This is a genomic window from Psychromonas algicola (assembly GCF_004378355.1).
GTDB lineage: Bacteria > Pseudomonadota > Gammaproteobacteria > Enterobacterales > Psychromonadaceae > Psychromonas.
Genome location: NZ_SNUB01000002.1, coordinates 136,114 through 154,616, shown reverse-complemented (window position 1 = coordinate 154,616; position 18,503 = coordinate 136,114). Strand labels below are relative to the sequence as shown.

Annotated in this window: 16 protein-coding genes; 9 read left to right on the top strand and 7 right to left on the bottom strand. The window is 38.2% G+C overall.

The window, feature by feature from the left end:
* Position 1 precedes the first annotated feature (1 nt).
* The 6 genes from recQ to plsB all read right to left on the bottom strand — a co-directional run bounded on the left by recQ (position 2) and on the right by plsB (position 7,323).
* Positions 2-1,819, bottom strand: coding sequence for a DNA helicase RecQ (gene recQ, locus E2R67_RS01725; RefSeq protein WP_134289212.1), 1,818 nt, complete (start codon positions 1,817-1,819; stop codon positions 2-4).
* A gap of 148 nt (positions 1,820-1,967) precedes the next feature.
* A complete protein-coding gene (gene hemG / locus E2R67_RS01720; protein WP_134289211.1) occupies positions 1,968-2,504 on the bottom strand; it encodes a menaquinone-dependent protoporphyrinogen IX dehydrogenase in 537 nt (178 codons plus the stop codon).
* A 13-nt stretch (positions 2,505-2,517) separates the two neighbouring features.
* On the bottom strand, positions 2,518-3,975 hold the full coding sequence (locus E2R67_RS01715; RefSeq protein ID WP_134289210.1) for a TrkH family potassium uptake protein: 1,458 nt from the start codon (positions 3,973-3,975) through the stop codon (positions 2,518-2,520).
* A 12-nt stretch (positions 3,976-3,987) separates the two neighbouring features.
* Positions 3,988-4,611: a YigZ family protein gene (locus E2R67_RS01710; RefSeq protein WP_134289208.1), complete on the bottom strand. Its 624-nt coding sequence runs from the start codon at positions 4,609-4,611 to the stop codon at positions 3,988-3,990.
* Entirely contained in the window at positions 4,604-4,999 is a 396-nt protein-coding gene (locus tag E2R67_RS01705) for a rhodanese-like domain-containing protein (protein WP_134289207.1), read from the bottom strand. Before E2R67_RS01705 ends, E2R67_RS01710 begins: the two co-directional genes overlap by 8 nt.
* Before the next feature lie 8 nt (positions 5,000-5,007).
* Positions 5,008-7,323 (bottom strand): glycerol-3-phosphate 1-O-acyltransferase PlsB, encoded by a 2,316-nt coding sequence (plsB, locus tag E2R67_RS01700; protein WP_134289206.1) that lies wholly within the window; start codon positions 7,321-7,323, stop codon positions 5,008-5,010.
* 465 nt (positions 7,324-7,788) lie between these two features.
* On the opposite strand from plsB, the gene dnaB reads away from it, so the two are divergent.
* Both dnaB and lpxL read left to right on the top strand, forming a co-directional pair.
* The gene (gene dnaB / locus E2R67_RS01695) at positions 7,789-9,189 is read left to right on the top strand and encodes a replicative DNA helicase (protein WP_134289205.1); all 1,401 of its coding nucleotides are present in this window, start codon (positions 7,789-7,791) and stop codon (positions 9,187-9,189) included.
* A gap of 139 nt (positions 9,190-9,328) precedes the next feature.
* On the top strand, positions 9,329-10,252 hold the full coding sequence (lpxL, locus tag E2R67_RS01690) for an LpxL/LpxP family Kdo(2)-lipid IV(A) lauroyl/palmitoleoyl acyltransferase (protein WP_134289204.1): 924 nt from the start codon (positions 9,329-9,331) through the stop codon (positions 10,250-10,252).
* A 110-nt stretch (positions 10,253-10,362) separates the two neighbouring features.
* Here lpxL and glnE read toward each other — a convergent pair whose 3' ends face one another.
* Positions 10,363-13,233, bottom strand: a complete 2,871-nt coding sequence (gene glnE / locus E2R67_RS01685) for a bifunctional [glutamate--ammonia ligase]-adenylyl-L-tyrosine phosphorylase/[glutamate--ammonia-ligase] adenylyltransferase (protein WP_134289202.1) — start codon at positions 13,231-13,233, stop codon at positions 10,363-10,365.
* A gap of 324 nt (positions 13,234-13,557) precedes the next feature.
* On the opposite strand from glnE, the gene E2R67_RS01680 reads away from it, so the two are divergent.
* The 7 genes from E2R67_RS01680 to E2R67_RS01650 all read left to right on the top strand — a co-directional run bounded on the left by E2R67_RS01680 (position 13,558) and on the right by E2R67_RS01650 (position 18,448).
* Positions 13,558-13,971, top strand: a complete 414-nt coding sequence (locus E2R67_RS01680; protein ID WP_134289201.1) for a YjfI family protein — start codon at positions 13,558-13,560, stop codon at positions 13,969-13,971.
* A gap of 13 nt (positions 13,972-13,984) precedes the next feature.
* On the top strand, positions 13,985-14,668 hold the full coding sequence (locus E2R67_RS01675) for a PspA/IM30 family protein (protein WP_134289200.1): 684 nt from the start codon (positions 13,985-13,987) through the stop codon (positions 14,666-14,668).
* Positions 14,669-14,779: 111 nt separating this feature from the next.
* Positions 14,780-15,427: a hypothetical protein gene (locus E2R67_RS01670; RefSeq protein ID WP_134289199.1), complete on the top strand. Its 648-nt coding sequence runs from the start codon at positions 14,780-14,782 to the stop codon at positions 15,425-15,427.
* A 2-nt stretch (positions 15,428-15,429) separates the two neighbouring features.
* The gene (locus tag E2R67_RS01665) at positions 15,430-15,774 is read left to right on the top strand and encodes a hypothetical protein (RefSeq protein WP_208379430.1); all 345 of its coding nucleotides are present in this window, start codon (positions 15,430-15,432) and stop codon (positions 15,772-15,774) included.
* A 498-nt stretch (positions 15,775-16,272) separates the two neighbouring features.
* Positions 16,273-16,776 carry a GNAT family N-acetyltransferase gene (locus E2R67_RS01660; RefSeq protein WP_134289198.1) on the top strand — a complete coding sequence of 168 codons (504 nt, stop codon included), beginning with the start codon at positions 16,273-16,275 and terminating at the stop codon, positions 16,774-16,776.
* 382 nt (positions 16,777-17,158) lie between these two features.
* Positions 17,159-17,386: a hypothetical protein gene (locus E2R67_RS01655; protein WP_243836922.1), complete on the top strand. Its 228-nt coding sequence runs from the start codon at positions 17,159-17,161 to the stop codon at positions 17,384-17,386.
* Between the two features lie 282 nt (positions 17,387-17,668).
* Positions 17,669-18,448 (top strand): Crp/Fnr family transcriptional regulator, encoded by a 780-nt coding sequence (locus E2R67_RS01650; RefSeq protein ID WP_134289196.1) that lies wholly within the window; start codon positions 17,669-17,671, stop codon positions 18,446-18,448.
* The last annotated feature ends 55 nt before the right edge of the window (positions 18,449-18,503 follow it).

Sequence of the window (18,503 nt, the reverse complement as noted above, 5' to 3'; positions counted from 1 at the left end):
GTTATAGGTTATCAACATACTGTCTAATTTCAGCTAAAAACTCTTCGCCATATTTATCTAATTTAATATGGCCCACACCTGTCACCGACAAAAACTGCGAATCATTAGTGGGCATTAACTCACTCATTTCAGATAAAGAAACATCACTGAAAATAACGTAAGGCGGCAGGTTTTCTTGATCTGCAATCTGTTTACGTAAATGACGTAATTTAGCAAATAATTTACTATCTGCATTAGCAGAAACACTGCGACGTTTTTGCTTAGCCGTCGTTTTGACGAGTTGTAATCTTGGTACCGCTAACATTAATGTTTGATCAGCTTTCAACACTGAGCGAGCGGCTTCCGTTAACTGCAAAGCAGATCCTCGTGTTAAGTTTTGCATTAATAATCCGCAATGAATTAACTGTCTCGCAATACTAAACCAATGCTCTGTAGACTTATCTTTCCCAATACCAAAGGTGGAAAGTTGATCATGCCCAAGGCTTTTAACGCGTGCAGTTTGAGCACCTCGAAGCACTTCTACAACATGAGTGATTCCAAAGTATTGCCCAGTGCGATAAACACAAGACAATATCTTCTGTGCATCCACGGTCGCATCGTAACTTTGTGGTGGGTCTAAACAAATATCGCAGTTACCACAGGCTTTAGGGCTATATTCACCAAAGTAATTTAAAACAACACGCCGACGACAGGTTTGCGCTTCTGCAAAAGCCACCATGGTATTAAGTTTGTGTAACTCAATGCGTAACTGTTCTTGGTTAGGATTCTTTTCAAGCAAACTACGAATGCGTGCTGGATCCGCTGGGTCATAAAACAACATAGCTTGCGCAGGTAAACCATCACGCCCTGCTCGCCCAGTTTCTTGATAGTAGGATTCAATATTTTTAGGGATTTCATAATGCACAACAAAACGCACATTAGGTTTATCAATGCCCATCCCGAAGGCAACCGTCGCAACCACGATATCGACTTCGTCTTTAATAAAGAGGTCTTGCACCGTTTGACGTTCTTCTAACGGCAATCCAGCATGATAACAACGTGAATTAAATCCCTTTGCAGCTAACTTCTGAGCAATCTCTTCGGTACGTTTACGACTAGTACAATAAATAATGCCGCTTTCATCTTTATGCTGATCTAAATAATTAAACAGCTGCGATAAAGGACGGTATTTTTCAATCAATAAGTATTCGATATTAGGTCTGTCAAAACTACGCACTTCTATCAAAGGGTCTTGAAGATTTAAACGCTGTAAGATATCTTGTTGCGTTGCATGGTCAGCGGTCGCCGTTAAAGCCGCTAAAGGCACTTGTGGGAAGTGTTCTTTTAGATGGCCTAATTGTGCATATTCAGGACGGAAATCGTGTCCCCAAGAAGAAATACAATGCGCTTCATCAATAGCAAACAAGTTAATGGGCAGGTGTTGTAACCGAGCAATAAAATCAGGACGTAATAAACGCTCAGGCGCGACATACAATAGCTTCAATTCACCACGGTGTAATGCATTTACTATGTTATTTTGGTCTTGATAAGATAAACTTGAATTGAGATAAGCAGCAGGCACACCACAGGCTTGCAAAGTATCGACTTGATCTTTCATTAAGGAGATTAAAGGCGAAACAACAATACAGATGCCTTCGCGCGCTAATGCAGGAATTTGAAAACATAAACTTTTACCACCACCCGTAGGCATAACCACTAATGCATCTCGACCAGAGATAAGTTCGTTAATAACCTTTTCTTGTCCATCACGGAATTGATTGTAACCAAACACATCGAATAAGACGTTATGTGCGGCACTGTTGGTGATGGTTTGGCTCAAAATATACAACCTATCGAGAATCTAAGCGGGTAAAGGCCGCTTATTGTAAATCAGCAGCCACATTATTTCAGCTTAAATTTTAATTTAAACCTTGCGAAGCATATAGCGGCAAAAATTAATTATAGGCCTTATTTAACTATTGATACCGTTATAATGATTTAAATTGTTCACTAAACAAATCAACTTTCTGCCAATCTGTTAATTCCATGTCTTTTGTTTTATCTGTACTGCCGCCAGTCATTTTCATAATCAATTGAATAAGCAGCGTTTGCCACCAGTTATAACGAGAATATAAAAGTGCACCAGCAAACACCGCTTTGTGCTTTGGATGCCATTTTGAGAGGAGATCAAATTTTTTCATGTAAGCATTATTTTCAGGTACTGCTTTTTCAGGTTTACGGGCAGTGAGGCACACGGCAAAAAAAGCATTTGGTAAGGCATCTAATTGTTGTTGATGTTGATTTACAAATTTGATCACACTCGAACGGAAATTTCCGTAACGAATAGATGCGCCAATTAAGACCTTTTGATATTGTGAAAAATCAATATCTAACTCTGTTTCCATATCAAACACATCCACGTCCTGTGTTATCGATTGTTTCATATGTTCAATAATTTTAAGAGTTTGTCCTTCAACAGAAGAATAAAGTATTAATACTTTCTCTGCTTTTGCTGTTGCTTGCATGGTTATCGTCCTATTAATTTTTCCAAAATACCGGTGTAAATAACACCAATAAAGTAAATACTTCTAAACGTCCAAATAACATGGCAATGATCATCACCCATTTAGAAGCATCACTCACATCATTAAAGTGCAATGCCACCTCTCCCAAACCAGGACCAAGATTGTTTAGCATAGCCACCACCGCTGAGAAAGCGCTCAATTCATCCATGCCAGTCATTAATAAGGCGAGCATGCAAATTATAAATACCAAGGCATAAGTTGAAAAGAATCCCCATACAGCCTCTATCACACGATCAGGTAACGCTTTATTACCCAACTTAATTTTATAAACCGCTTTAGGGTGCACAAGACGTTTAAGCTCTCGTTGCCCTTGCAGGTTAAGCAATAACACTCGAATAACTTTTAAACCACCGCCTGTCGATCCTGCACAACCACCAATGAAACTTGCAAAAATAAGCAACACAGGCAAAAACAAAGGCCAATCGGCAAAAGAGGTAGTTGTAAACCCTGCCGTGGTGGAAATAGAAACGGCTTGAAATAAAGAATGCGAGAAAGTCGTTTCAATGGAGTCGTAAACATTATTACCAATCAACATCCAAAAACAAATCGCAGTTAAAGCCACTTGGATAAAAATAAAAGCACGTACTTCAGGGTCACGCCTATACACCTCTAAACTAAATTTTTTCGCAGAGAAAGCCGTAAAATGCAAAGCATAGTTAATCCCAGAAATAATCAAAAACACAACGGTAATAATATTAATTATTTGATTATCAAAATGCCCCATACTGGCATCATAAGTAGAGAAGCCACCAATTGATACCGTTGAAAAACTATGTGTTAATGCATCAAATAAACTCATCCCTGCTAACCAAAAAGCCAGCATACAAGCAACGGTAAGGCATAAATAAACGTACCACAACGCTTTAGCCGTTTCTGCAATACGTGGTGTCATTTTTGAATCTTTAACAGGCCCCGGCGTTTCTGCTCTATATAACTGCATGCCACCAATGCCTAACATCGGTAACACGGCAACGGCTAATACAATGATCCCCATTCCACCAAACCACTGTAACATTTGGCGATAAAATAAAATGGATTTAGGTAATTCGTCCAACCCCACAATAGTGGTTGCACCTGTGGTCGTTAAACCAGAAAAGGATTCGAAGAAAGCAGTGGCGACATTCATATCGACACTTGAACTCATTAAGAAAGGGATTGCCCCAACACTGCCTAACGTAGCCCAAAATAACACAACAATTAAAAAACCTTCACGAGACTGTAACTCACTTTTTTCGCGGCGGTTCGGAAACCAAAAAAACAAACCGATCAGTAAAGTCACAAAAAAAGCGGCGAAGAAATCGTTACCGCCTCCATCTTGATAAATATAAGCAATGAATACTGGTGGCAACATGGTCAAACTGAATAATCCGATCAGCATGCCTACTATTCGAATAATCGCGCGAATAGCCACTAGTTAACCCAGCTAAGGTGAAGCATTAATTTTTTTTGCAATGATCTTTCCCTGCATCAATGATTGTAATTTTTGTTTAAACAGATCAACTTGTTCATTATCCACTTCTATTAACGCCACCACAGACTGCTGGTAATCGACATTAAGGATGCGTCCAGAACTCAATGACAATAAATGTTCTATGGTTGCCATTTGAGCATAGTCGCATTGCAATTGAAACTGTTGAAAGAAACGTTTTTCAGCTTTAGGCATTGTAGGACACAATTGTTGTAAACCGTTACTATAAGCGCGTACTAATCCGCCCGTTCCGAGTTTAATTCCACCAGAATAGCGCACTACAACGGCAACGATTTCGCCAACATTGGATCCTTGTAAAACAGCCAACATGGGTTTCCCTGCCGTACCTTTTGGCTCACCGTCATCGCCGCATCCCATATTAACACTATCTTTAGGGCTTCCACCGATATACGCCCAACAATGATGACGTGCTTCTTTGTGTAATGCTTTAATTTGCGCAATAAATTCCATTGCAGCAGTTTTTCCTGCTGCTGGTTGGATAAAAGTCAAAAATCGGCTCTTTTTAATTTCTTCCTGAAATGAAACAGGTGAAGCTAAAATTGTGTAAGGCTTATTCACTGGTAACGTTAAAACCTAATGATTGCCACGCTAAAAAGCCACCCGACACTGAATGTACATTTTGATAACCCATTTGCTGTAAAGAAGCTGCCGCTAAAACACTACGTGCTCCAGAACGACAAATTAAATAAATAGGTAATTGCTCTGGTGTTGTTAATGCTTTGTTTAATGCCTGATATTTTGGCAGGCTAGTAAGTTGCATTTCCAATATACCACGCGGCACTAACTCGCTTCCGGCAGCGGAACCAAGAGCAGTTTCCTTTGCTTCTCTAATATCAATGAACAGTAGATTCTCATCACTTTGTAAGCGTTGATTCATTTCAGTACAATCAACTTCCTTAACCTGTGAGCGTAATACATCAACTAAGCCTTTTCCATCCAAGATCATGTTTATTCCTATTTGTTTGATAAAAGCCCCAATAGCTTATACACCTGCGAATATTCTAGGTTTGCTCTATCAAGTTGTTTAATAAATACATTAATGACTTTTTCATCAAAGGGTTCAATGCTATTGCCTAATAAATTGCTTTTACTTGCAGCTAATAACTCGTCATTATCCCGCTCTAAATCTTCAGCTAACAATGTTAGTACACAATGATAACGCAGACGACTTTCATTTAAATGTTCGCTTAATATTTGTAACGAAGCACTTTCAATAGGCTTAATATTGTTCCCGTCGAAACGAATAAGGTTAGCTTGTTTAAATTGTAATAATAACAGTTTAATGCGTTCACTCAGCGCAATCTCTGAAGGCGTTAAAAAGTACTCAGCTTCCACAAAAGGAAATAACTCGCTGACAATTTCAGTTACTTTATTAATCTCAATGATGTCTGCTTCATCAACTAATTTCAAAATAACAAAGCTTAATAAAGAAGGCAGAGCAAAAACATGCACAATAGTATTACGGTAATAAGTTAAGTGCGTACTTTGTTTATGATCACAACTAACCACATAATTCTCTTCTGAGAATTTATTCATCGCTAAAGCATGCTCATAAATCAATTCAGCCGATTGCGTTGGATAAGTCACATTCGAGTGTTTAGCGATATCAGTCAATAAGGTTTGATGTAACTTAATTAATGTTAACAAACGCTGCTTACCAATTTGGTGAGCGGGTGTTGCCAATAAAATTGCAGCACATAAAGGTAACGCATTGACGGCTGTGGCATGGTTAATACCTTGCATCACATTAACCGCTAAATCATTCACCTGTGAAGTAAATTGTTGCTCCGTTAACGCTTGCTCACGCCATTCAGGCTGATGTTGGTCAAAGTATTGTTTAAGATTAATAGGCTCACCAAAGTTAACAAAAGCTTGTCCAAAATTACGCAGTTTTTTAACAATACCCAACACTTGCCATGCACTTTCTTTTTCTTTTTTCTGTCCAGAAAGCTCCTTCATGTAAGTGCTTACTTCCATAATATGATCATAACCAATATACACAGGTACAATCATCACATTGCGCTCAGGTTGATCTAAAAAGGTTTGCACGCTCATCGCTAACAAACCGGTTTTAGCAGGTAATAATCGCCCCGTTCGACTGCGCCCACCTTCGGTGAAAAACTCAATCGGGTAACCTTGTTTAAATAACATCGCAAAATACGCTTTAAAGACTTTGCCGTAAATAGGGTTGTCTTTAAAACTACGACGCAGAAAGAAAGCGCCTGAACGCCTAAAAATGCTCCCAGCAGGGAAGAAATTTAAGTTAACTCCCGCCGCTATATGTGGTGGCATCATGCCCTCTTCAAACAATAAATAGGAAAGCAAAAGGTAATCCATATGACTTCGGTGACAAGGCATATAAATGATCTCTGCACCACTTTGAGTTGCATCTCGTACTTTCTGAGCGTGATTAACTTCCACTCCTTGGTATATACCGTTCCAAACCTTAGATAAAACCGCACGAAAAAAACGCAAGAAACGATAGGAAAAGTCACTTGTAATTTCTTCTAAGTAGCCTTTACATTCTTTAATAACTTCATGTTCAGATCGGCCACTTTCTAAGCTTTCTTGTTTAATAATTTCTTGCATCATAGCGCTAGCAATAATGCGATTGATCATCACCTTGCGTTTGGGAATTTGCGGCCCTCGGCTTGAACTGTGCTGTGCACGGAAAAAGTAAACCGCTAATCGCGCTAATTTATAAGCCTGTTGTTTGTAGTCTTCACCCTTTTCCGCTTTAGCCAATTGTCGAACTGAAATCGGGGCATTAAAACGAATTAAATGATCTCTACCCGTGGTCAAGATAGACCATGCTTTCTGAATGCAATTAGGGTTACTCCGCCCTGAAAATATTTTACGCGCTTTTTGCTTACCGGGATTTCTTCCCCAAAAGAAAGTCACTGGCACCAATTGCACATCCATACTTGAGTATTCTTGATGCAACTTAAGTAACTGTTGATACTGTTTTAAATAAGTCGGTTGTTTTTTGTTAAGCGAAGATTGTTTAAATAGGTGCCAATCATGCAGATAAATAACCGCAGGCATACTTTCATTTTGCAATGAAATGGAGCGGTAAGGATCAGGTAACGCAAGCTCTCTACATGCTTGTTGTAGCGCTAATAAATCGCTGGCACTGTTTTGATCAAGTACATAAATAATAGGACGAGATAAATCTAACTTTAATTCAGCCAGTGGATTTTGAGGAACCACGGCACTTTTAACCCAAAAACGATTAATTAACCGTGATAAAAAAGACCTTTTAACTAACACATACTTTCCTTACTTTTTTACAACATCGTTTTTATAATACTTTTATCAGTTGCAGTGATGCGAAACTATCATTTTAAAACACAAGCATTGGTGCAGTTTACCATACAAGGTACAGCAATATAGACGCTGAAAGCAGTTCTGCGATAATCAACAAATGATTATGATTAATAAACAGCAAATAGATGACCAATCAATGGCTATTTGCTAAAGTACAGCCTTTCCGATAGTGCATAAAGAATTGAGGCAACAAATGCTTTTTATACCAATTGTATTAAATAACTGATCTAAATTTTGCGCTGGAAAAATAGCTTAGTTTGAGGCGTAAGTTGATGTAAATGGTTGTTCCCTTTACGAAACTTACAACGAGAAAATAAGTTATTTTAACAAGTAAAATAGATCAGTTACTTACTATGATTGGTATTACCTCAATCTAGCCTACTCTGACCGAAATTATTAGGATTTAAAATGGCGGATAAACCTGCTTTTACAAAACAAAAAAATAACACACAATCACCAATCAAAACGGTACCTCACTCTTTTGAAGCAGAGCAGGCCGTTATTGGTGGTTTATTATTAGACAATGAAACTTGGTCAGACGTTTCTGAGCGTGTTGTGGAACGTGATTTTTACACTCGCGCACATCGCATGATCTTTTCTACCATTGAAAAACTAAGCAGCAATGATATCCCAGTGGATATCGTAACACTCTCAGAAAAACTAGAAGATACTCAAGATCTAGAAGGTGTTGGCGGCATTGCGTATTTGGCTGAATTATTACAAAACACACCGAGTGCTGCAAATATTAACAACTATGCAGATATCGTTCGTGAACGTGCCATTGTCAGAGAACTAATTGGTGTTGCTAACGATATTGCAGAAGCAGGTTACGATACAGAGGGGCGCGACAGTTCAGAATTACTGGATTTTGCCGAAACCAAAGTATTCCAAATTGCAGAAGCGCGTAATAATCAAAATGAAGGCCCACAGCCAATTAAAGACATTTTGAAAGAAACCGTCGCTAAAATTGATGACTTATGTAAAAACCCGCGTGATGGTATTACCGGACTTTCATCTGGTTATAATGACTTAGACCAAATGACCACGGGATTCCAACCAGGTGATTTAATTATTGTTGCCGCGCGTCCATCTATGGGTAAAACCACCTTTGCCATGAATTTGGCTGAGCACGCAGCCTTAAACTCAGATAAACCTACTATCATATTCTCCTTAGAGATGCCCGCGGATCAAATCATGAACCGTATGTTGGCGTCGCTAGGTCGTATTGACCAAGGTAAAATTCGTACTGGTCAATTAGATGAAAACGATTGGGCTTCTTTATCATCAACCATGTCTATTTTATTAGACAGAGGTAAGATGTTTATCGATGACAGTTCAGGCTTAACGCCAACAGAATTACGTTCTCGTGCTCGTCGTATCGCTCGTGATCACGGTGGTGTCAGCATGATCATGGTGGATTACCTGCAATTAATGCGTGTTCCTTCTTTAAGTGAAAATCGTACCTTAGAGATCTCAGAAATATCTCGTTCATTAAAAGCGTTAGCTAAAGAATTACGTTGTCCTGTTATTGCCCTATCTCAGCTAAACCGTGGCCTTGAGCAACGAGCAGATAAACGTCCAATTAACTCGGATTTACGTGAATCAGGTGCGATTGAGCAAGATGCCGATTTAATTATGTTTATTTACCGTGACGAGGTTTATCACGAAGAAAGTGAACACAAAGGCATTGCAGAAATCATCATAGGTAAACAACGTAACGGTCCAATTGGTAAAGTACGTTTAACCTTCCAAGGGCGTTATTCGCGCTTTGATGATTACACGGGTACGGCTTACCATGGTGAAGAATAAGCAGTATTTGTCATTAACAGTCAAAGGTTTAATTTACACCTACTAATATTGATGAAAGCACAATAAAATAGGCCATCAACAAATAGGCATAGTTAACAATATTCACTAGAATAATTGTTCTGCACACAGAGAGTGATTTATGGAAGCTTACAAATTAAAAGCGAGTTTTATTCATCCAAAATATTGGTTTGCTTGGTTAGGCATTTTTGCCCTCTTTTTATCTTCATTATTGCCTTATTCTGTTTTATTAACGTTAGGGAAATTTATTGGAAGAATCGCAACGCCTTTTGCTAAACAACGTTTCCATACTGCACGTCGTAATATCGAACTTTGCTTTCCAGAACTAACACCTGAAGAAGTCGATAAAAAAGTTCGCATCAACTTTGAAAACACAGGTATCGCTTTATTAGAAATGGGCATGGCTTGGTTTTGGCCAACATGGAGAGTACGCGGTTTATTAACCGTGCGCGGCATTGAGCATTTAGAAAAAGCAACACGACAAGACAAAGGCATTATATTTTTAGGAGCCCATTTTTTAACACTAGAAATGGGTGCGCGTGCATTAGGATTAATTCACCCAAGTTACGCGGTATACAGAAAAAACAGCAATGCGGTATTAGATTATTGGTTTTATCGTGGCCGTATGCGTCATCACAAAGCTATGTTAGATCGTAAAGATTTAAAAGCCATGCTAAGAGCCTTAAAAAACAGCCAAGCTTTATGGTATGCACCGGATCATGATTACGGCAAACATAAAAGCAGTACCTTTGCGCCCTTCTTTGAAGTTAAAGATGCAAACACAGTGGCAGGAGCAAGCACATTAGCGCGGGTTAAAAACACTGTGGTTATTCCTATGTTTTTGAAACGTCTGCCTGACAACAAAGGTTATGAGCTTGTTTTCTATGAAGCATTAGAAGATTTTCCAAGTGACGATATCACCATTGATACCACCCGTACTAACCAACAAATAGAGCGTATGGTAAAAGAATGTGATGACCAATATATGTGGTTACATCGTCGTTTTAAAACTCGCCCTGAAGGCGAACCTTCTGTTTATAAATAATACTTAAGCATTTATTACATAAATAGCGTTAATAACAAAAAAGGCGAGTGAACCTCAATTCACTCGCCTTTTTTGTATCTGCCGATTTTCTGATCCTAACAATCACAAAATTATTCGCCAAAAAGCTGATTCCAAATAGCCATGACTATTTCTCGATCAGAAGCAAAACGCTTGTGATCTACGATTCTGGTTTCTTTACCCAAAGTTAAACGATGTGCTGCATCGCGAATATGGCAATAAGCATCAATTAAATTATTCGCCTGTTGCTGCGTTAATAGCCCTGTTGCTTCACATGCTGCAAAAATGCGTAAATTATCGGACCATTTACTTAACTGTTCAGGAAATTGATGCGCATTAGCCAACACCAAATACTGTGCAATAAACTCAATATCAACCATACCACCGGGTGACTGCTTAAGGTCAAATTGATCCTGCTCTGCTCTGTTTAAATGAGCTCGCATTTTAGCGCGCATATCAGAGACGTCTTTTTTCAATTGTTGCTGATCGCGTTGCTGACTTAATATCTGTAAGCGAATCTGCTTAAACTCTTCTAACATCATTGAGTCAATAAACACTGGACGAGTCCGCACTAATGCTTGATGTTCCCACGTCCACGCATTTTCTTTTAAATAACGACAAAAGCCTGCCATGCTAGCCACAAGTGGACCAGAATCCCCCGATGGACGTAAACGCATATCGATTTCATATAAGATCCCAGAGTTAGTGCGAGAGCTAAATAAATGAATCATGCGTTGCGCTAATCGGAAATAGAAAAGCTGATTATCGATACTTCTTGCCCCGTTTGTTGTGCCTGCAATATCACTATCATGCAAAAACACCACATCAAGATCGGAGCCATAACCTAATTCTAATCCGCCCATTTTCCCATAACCAATAACAGCAAACCCTTTTCTATCGGTTCCCATGACATTGCTAGGTAATCCAAATTTTTCAACCATTTGTGCCCAAGCAAGATGCACCACGTATTCTAAAATCGCTTCGCTTAAACAAGTTAAATGGTCGCTCACTTGAGGTAACTTAATTCCACCAGCAATATCCGCCGTCGCAATATGCAAAAATTGCATTTGTTTAAATTGTCGTAACGCTTCCATTTGCTGTTCCATATCTTCCTCTGGAATGCGCAACATAAATTGTTGTAAATCTCGTTTGTAATGAGCCAATTCAGTAGGGTGATAAAGCTTTTGTGGATCCAGCAATTCATCCAACAAAATAGGATGACGTGCCAACTGAGCCGCAACACGTGAACTGGCTGAGCATAAAGTTAACAGCTGCTTTAACGCGCCTTCATTTTCATTTAATAATTCTAAATAAGCAGTACGACTCATGATGTTTAAAATCAGATGATGGATGCGTTCAAACAATGATTCAGGATCGGGATAAGCACAAATTAACTCAATCAATCTTGGTAATAATTTATCAATGGTTTCTTGGCCACGAGGGCCGATCGGCCGTTTACTGATATCTTGCTTTAAAGAAACAATTAATTGAGCAAACGTCGCGATATGCTCTGATGTGACTTGCTCATGTTGACCATTTTCAGCTAACACCTGCTCCGTTAACAGCGGCACCATTTCATCACTGCTTAAGGCTAACTCCCAAATTTCAACAAACTCTTTATCGGCTTCGTGATGTTGCTCTTCAGACTCGCCAATCACCCAATTAAATTCACGGTGCACATTCGCCATCATTTTATTTAAACGCTGATAAAAAGCATCCCAATCATCGAACTTCATCACCTTAATTAAACGTAACTTATCCAACTCATTATCGGGCAAGGTTTGTGTCTGTTGATCGCCAATTTGTTGCAACACATTTTCCACTGAACGTAAGAAATGATAAGAGGTTAATAAACAGTTCACACGCTCTTCGGGTAATACGCCCATTTTGGCAATTTCAGAGAGAGCTTGTTGCAAACCTTTACACTGCAATTCACTATGTCGACCACCATGAATCAACTGAAATGCCTGCGCAACAAATTCAATCTCACGAATGCCACCCATACCAAGTTTAATATTATCCTTTAATCCTTTACGGCGAACTTCAGCACTGATCATAGCTTTCATTTTACGTAAAGATTCAATCGCACTGAAATCGATGTAACGTCTAAATACAAAGGGTCTGAGCATCTTTTCAAGTTCTTGTTTATAGTCGCCCTCTTGACCTAATACACGCGCTTTCACCATGGCATAACGTTCCCACTCACGACCATGGGTTTGGTAATAATCTTCAATGGAATTAAACGCCGTCACTAAAGGCCCAGATTCCCCAAAGGGACGTAAACGCATATCAACACGATATACAAAACCATCCACGGTGATTTGATGTAAGGCAGCAATTAACTGTTGGCCTAATTTAGTGAAAAATTGATTATTCTCGATAACACGACGCCCACCTTGGGTTTCGCCACGTTCAGGGTAAGTAAAAATAAGGTCGATATCAGAAGAAAAATTAAGCTCTTTACCGCCCAATTTCCCCATGGCAAACACATATAAAGTTTGTGCTTTTCCTGATTCGCCAATCGGCGTGCCCTGCAGTTTGCATAATTGCTGATATAACCAATCCATACTTTGCAGAATTAATTGATCCGCTAATAAAGAAGTATGTCCAAAGCTTTCTTCTAAAGTGCTGAGGTTTAATAATTCACGCCACGCAATCACCACCATATGTTTACGTCGAAATTGACGTAAAACTTGATGCAATTGTTGCTCTGTTTCTGTTGTAGATAACGCAGTGCTCAGCTCATTAATAATACTATCAGCACGTTGTGCAGAGCTTAATAAATCACTTTCAAATAAGGTATTAACAAGATCGGGTTGTTTGATTAATGACTCAGCCACAAAATCGCTTAATGCAAACACTTCAGATAACTGCTCGAGTTGCGATTCATTCAAAATAGACAAATCGAAACGTTCGCCAAGTTGTTGTAAATGCTTTTGTGAGGCGTTAGTTAATAAAGACATAAGTCACTCGCGATCCAATTTTAGAAGCGCTTAACTTAACAGGAGTTTTAGGTTTGATCAGCAGTTTAAGTTGATGAATATTAAAAATTTAAGTAAATGCCTCATTAATATGATGTTTATAAGCAAGCAAACACTTTATTCACTCCCTAATTAACGTTACCATCGGAACACAATAGAGATAAAACAGTCAAAGGCATTCATGGACTCTGTTAATAAGCTGTGTTGATAAACCGTAAAATAAAAACACAAACTCATTGACATATAATGCCACACACTCTAAATTAACACTCACGAGACATTTAATGTCAAACAGTAAGGAACAGGATGAATATTCATACTATCGCTACTCACTTAAATAAGTTAGCAGAAGATGCTGGAACCGGATTCGATTTTGACTGTACACCCATTAACGGTGAAATAGATGTCCTACAGGTAGAAATCATTGGACGTGAAGAGATTCCGATTTTTGTTTCTATCAGCGACAACCAAATCTTATGTATCGCTTACTTATGGGGCGAAGACGAAGTTAAACAAGATAAAAGAATGAACATGATGGAAGCAATGTTAGAAATGAACATTCCAATGCCATTGTCATCTTTTGCAAAAGTTGAAAATAAATACGTTGTTTTTGGCGCACTATCAATCAATTCAAGCTTAGAAGATATCGAACTTGAAGTGGTTACGCTTAGCGACAACAGCCTTGAAGTTATCAATGAAATGGATAGCTACCTAAACTAATTCGGAGTTTATAATGAGTATATTTAAAAAAATAATTACAGCAGTACGTGGCGGCGCAAGTGAAGCGGGTGAAGCGATTATCGATGCCAATTCAACACGTATTTTTGAACAAGAAATCCGTGACTCTGAAAAACATATCACTATCGCAAAACGTGATTTAACAGAAGTCATGGCAAAACAAATGCAAGCAGCGCGTGAATTAGCACAAGTTCAAGCAAGCATTAAAGAGCACGAAGGTTACGCAATGCAAGCCTTGAATCAAGGTAACGAAGCATTAGCAATTGAAGTAGCAGAGAAAATCTCTGAGTTAGAAATCAGCGCTGCAGAGCAACAACAAGCAAACGAAAGTTTCTTAACAAGCTCAGACCGTTTAAAAGAACTCATCAAAAAGAGTGAACGTCAACTAACTGAATACAAACGTCAGTTAACTATGGTTAAAACCACTGAAAGCGTTCAAAAAGCAACATCGGCAATTACAGATAACTTCTCAGCAAGTAACTCTAAATTGCTTAATGCAAAAGACTCTTTAGAGCGCATTAAAAAGAAACAAGCGATGTTTGATGATAAGTTAAAAGCAGCAGAGCAACTAGAATCAGAAACACCAGATTCATCGCTACAAAGCAAACTACAAGCAGCAGGCATTGGTGCTCAAAAAACAAGCGCACAATCTGTATTAGACCGCTTAAAAAACAAATAAGCATAAGGTTTAATGGCTAACAACTCCGTTGTATAGCCAACATTTTGTTTCAATAACACACGACTGGCGTTTGCTCGTCGTGTTTTTTGTTTTTAAACTCTAAGGAATTCCATGGGCTTTTTAAAATCATTATTTAGCAAGCAAGCACCTGCGCCTACTCGTCTTTTAAATGAACCAAAGCAATTATTAACCGGTGATATTTTCTGTTTTGGTGATAGTTTTTCATTACCTGAAATGATGCGTAAACAGCAATTACAAGTGATTGATATTAATACTATCGAATTTAAACATGAGCACTACACACAAGTCATTGGTCAAGGTGCAAGTGACACATTAGTTTATCTTGGTTTCCCTAAAAATCCGCAGAACCTGATAAAATGTAGCTTATTGTTAACCCGTGCAGAAGTTGAAAACTTATTTGATATGGATGCTTTTTCAGAAATATTCGAAGAGCCAGGCCAAGCAAGATTAAAACCTATTACAACAAATCATGCTTATGCGGATATGATTGCCGAGGAATATATTCAACAAGATTTCTCAACTTCAGGTTACAAACATGAAGCTGATTACCGCGATAGCAAACCACCACAGTTTTCAGATGAAGACCATGGCAGAGAATTTGAATATTACTCGCTTGAAGGTAATCAAGGATTACGTTTGATAGAAATCTTTATTTTTGAAAATGGCGACACAGATGTCTACCTATCTAGCCTACGCCCTGCTAAGGATATTGCAGAGTTATGGATCAAAGGAGAATAATAATGGCAAGTGGTGAATTACCAAAGAAGTGGCAGCAATCGGCGAAAGTAGTCAAAGCAGTACAAATCGCCTTTGATATGGACAGCAAATTACAATACAGCATTCGTCGTAGCGCGTTAGACAAAGGCATCAGCCCTTCAGAAAAAATTCGTGATTTATTAGAACTGCCAACGCACACCAAGCCAAAACGCCCGCGTTTAACGGTCAGTTTAAGTGCCGATGATTATGCACAATTAGGCGAACGCTATAATATCCCAGCAGAAAACCAACTTGATATTAAAAAGTGTGTGATTGAAGAGTTAACTAAATTTGCGACAAGCAGTGAGTATTTTAACGAATCAGAGTAATGGTAAACGCCTTATCTACTTTAAATTATTTCTAATAATAATTTAAAGTAGATAGTATTTTACCTAACCATCAATGGGACTTGTGATGCTCATTTCATGTAAGGTACCTTGATCCAATCACAATATTTTTCAGCTTAATAAAAATAATCACAGTGACGAATAGAACAACCTCTCTTTTCCCCAAAAACGCTTAAAACACAATAAATCAATAACTTAAAGTAGGCCCCATCACGTATTACTCTTTTATAGGTGACGTAATGTAAAGTGGCTTCTATTAACAATAAAAACGATAGGCGATTAGATTTATTTGGTTTTTAAGGTTATATTGATATTATTTTTATTAGATATACACAACGGGCTTTTACGTTACTATGAGATCTATAAGGCTGTTAAATTTTTAAGCAGGAATCCTCAAGCATATGATTAGACCAAGTGCTGTAAAAACGCAGCATCTCAAATTGATCCGTGTTGTGGACGTTAGTTACCTAGGAGAATTTAGTGTTAATCCGTACATTTGAGCAAACTGATTATCCTTTCGTGAAAACCATATACCAGCAAGGTATTGATACAGGTAATGCTACATTTCAGTTAACAGCGAAAAGTTGGGATGAGTGGAATACTTCAATGCATAACCACTCCCGCCTTGTAGCCGTAGAAAATAACAATATCATTGGTTGGGCTGCACTTTCGCCAATATCAAATAGAGAAGTATATTCCGGAGTAGCAGAAGTCAGCGTATATGTTGCTGCTAGTGCTCAAGGTAAAGGCATAGGGCAAGCGTTACTCTCAAGTTTAATTTTAGAGTCTGAAAAAAATAATATTTGGATGTTACAAGCTGCTATTTTTCCTGAAAATAAAGGTAGCCTTAAACTCCACAAAAATAATAACTTTCGTCAACTTGGTATTCGTGAAAAGCTTGGCCAAATGAATAATATCTGGCGTGATGTAGTTCTTATTGAAAGGCGCAGTAAAGTTATAGGTGTAGGTGTAACCGACAATTAGCAAGTAATTGAACAAGGGCAAAAAAATAGTTGGAACAAACTTAAGCTGGCATTAACTTAATCCTCAAAAAAGCAAAGCTATTTTCGTAAGTAAAAATAAAAGTACTAACGAAAATATCTTATAAACTCGCACAACATATTTTTATTACCACCAACGAATAGTCACCACAACTTACTCCCCTCATTCTCAATCTGCCCTCAAAAACAATGTGCGCCACCGTACCGACTAATCATTTATCTTAGGATATAGTCGCCTCATTAGAGACATCTTGGTCTGCGAAATACAGTGAAAAATCAGATAGATGAATAAACAGAAAAAGATAATCTAATCATTAACGTATTTATTATTTTTTGAACTCAAACTCAATTATCGGAGAAAACTGATGGAAATGAATATCTCAAGTCAAAACAAACTAGGTCCAGCTAACTTTATGCCATTAGAAATGAGTATAGAAAAAGGTGAAGCGTCGTCAGTAAAAAAAATGTTATCAGGATTATCTATGCGTGAGCCTGAAAGAAGTTATCTTATTGATGTCGCGAAGATGAATAAACAATCATCGATTATGGCGTTGCTTAAAGATGTGCCTGTAAGAGGCATTATGGAAATGTAGGTTATAAAAAGTTATTACTTGTTTGTTAGCCGCCTTAGTCTAAATACTGAGGCGCGCTGCTCTCTTGGTTAAAAAATATTTTTAGTTCTTTTTCAATAACCTGTTGGACATTTTGCAAGTTAAAGGATCGTTAATAGCACATTTTGATTTAGCGTAAACTTATTACAGTTGAACTGTCTACAGGGTTGATTTTTATTCACTTAGAAGAGTATGTTTGGTCTCTAGCATAAGGCTAGTGAAGTTAATTAACTTTACTGCATTTATTAAAGAGGCACCCTTGTTATGTCAGACTATAATACCTCCCCCAATATCACCTCTCCTTTAAAAAACCGCTTGTTATCAGCCTTACCTCTCGTTGAATATGAACGTGTATTTCCGCATTTAGAGCTAGTGAAATTAACATTGAACGAGGTTATTTATGAGTCAGGAGATAACATTCTTCATGTGTACTTTCCCGTTGATGCGATCATTTCTTTATCCTATGCAATGGAATCTGGTTCATCCGCAGAAATATCGATAGTGGGAAACGAAGGAATTGTTGGTATGGCTTTATTCATGGGAGGTGGAAGTACTATTAGTAGAGCAGTGGCCAAAAGTGTAGGGCATGCTTATCGCATTAAAGGCGATTATTTTATGGAGGAGTTTAAGCGCCACGAAAGGTTTTCATCATTGATGCTTCTTTATACACAAGCACTTATGACTCAAATGTCACAGACAGCGGTATGTAACCGTTACCATACCATTGAGCAACAGTTATGCCGTTTACTTTTGTTGTCACTGGATCGCCTAGCCGATAATAAAATAGAAATGACTCAAGAGCTTATTGCCAATATGTTAGGTGTACGTCGAGAAGGAGTAACGGAAGCGGCTGGAAAATTACATAAGCTAGGCGTGATTAATTATCATCGCGGGCACATTATTGTTTTAGATAGACAGAAGCTCGAAAGTTTAAGTTGTGAATGTTATTGCGTGGTAAAGAAAGAAACTGATCGCTTGTTAGCAAATGCTGGTATTGCAAATAAGCCTGGCAACATAAAAAGAATCAAGCTGAACAGCCACTAATTTAAACGCACAAAAAATAGTGTAGAGTTAGATATATCAGACTCTTTGTAAATAA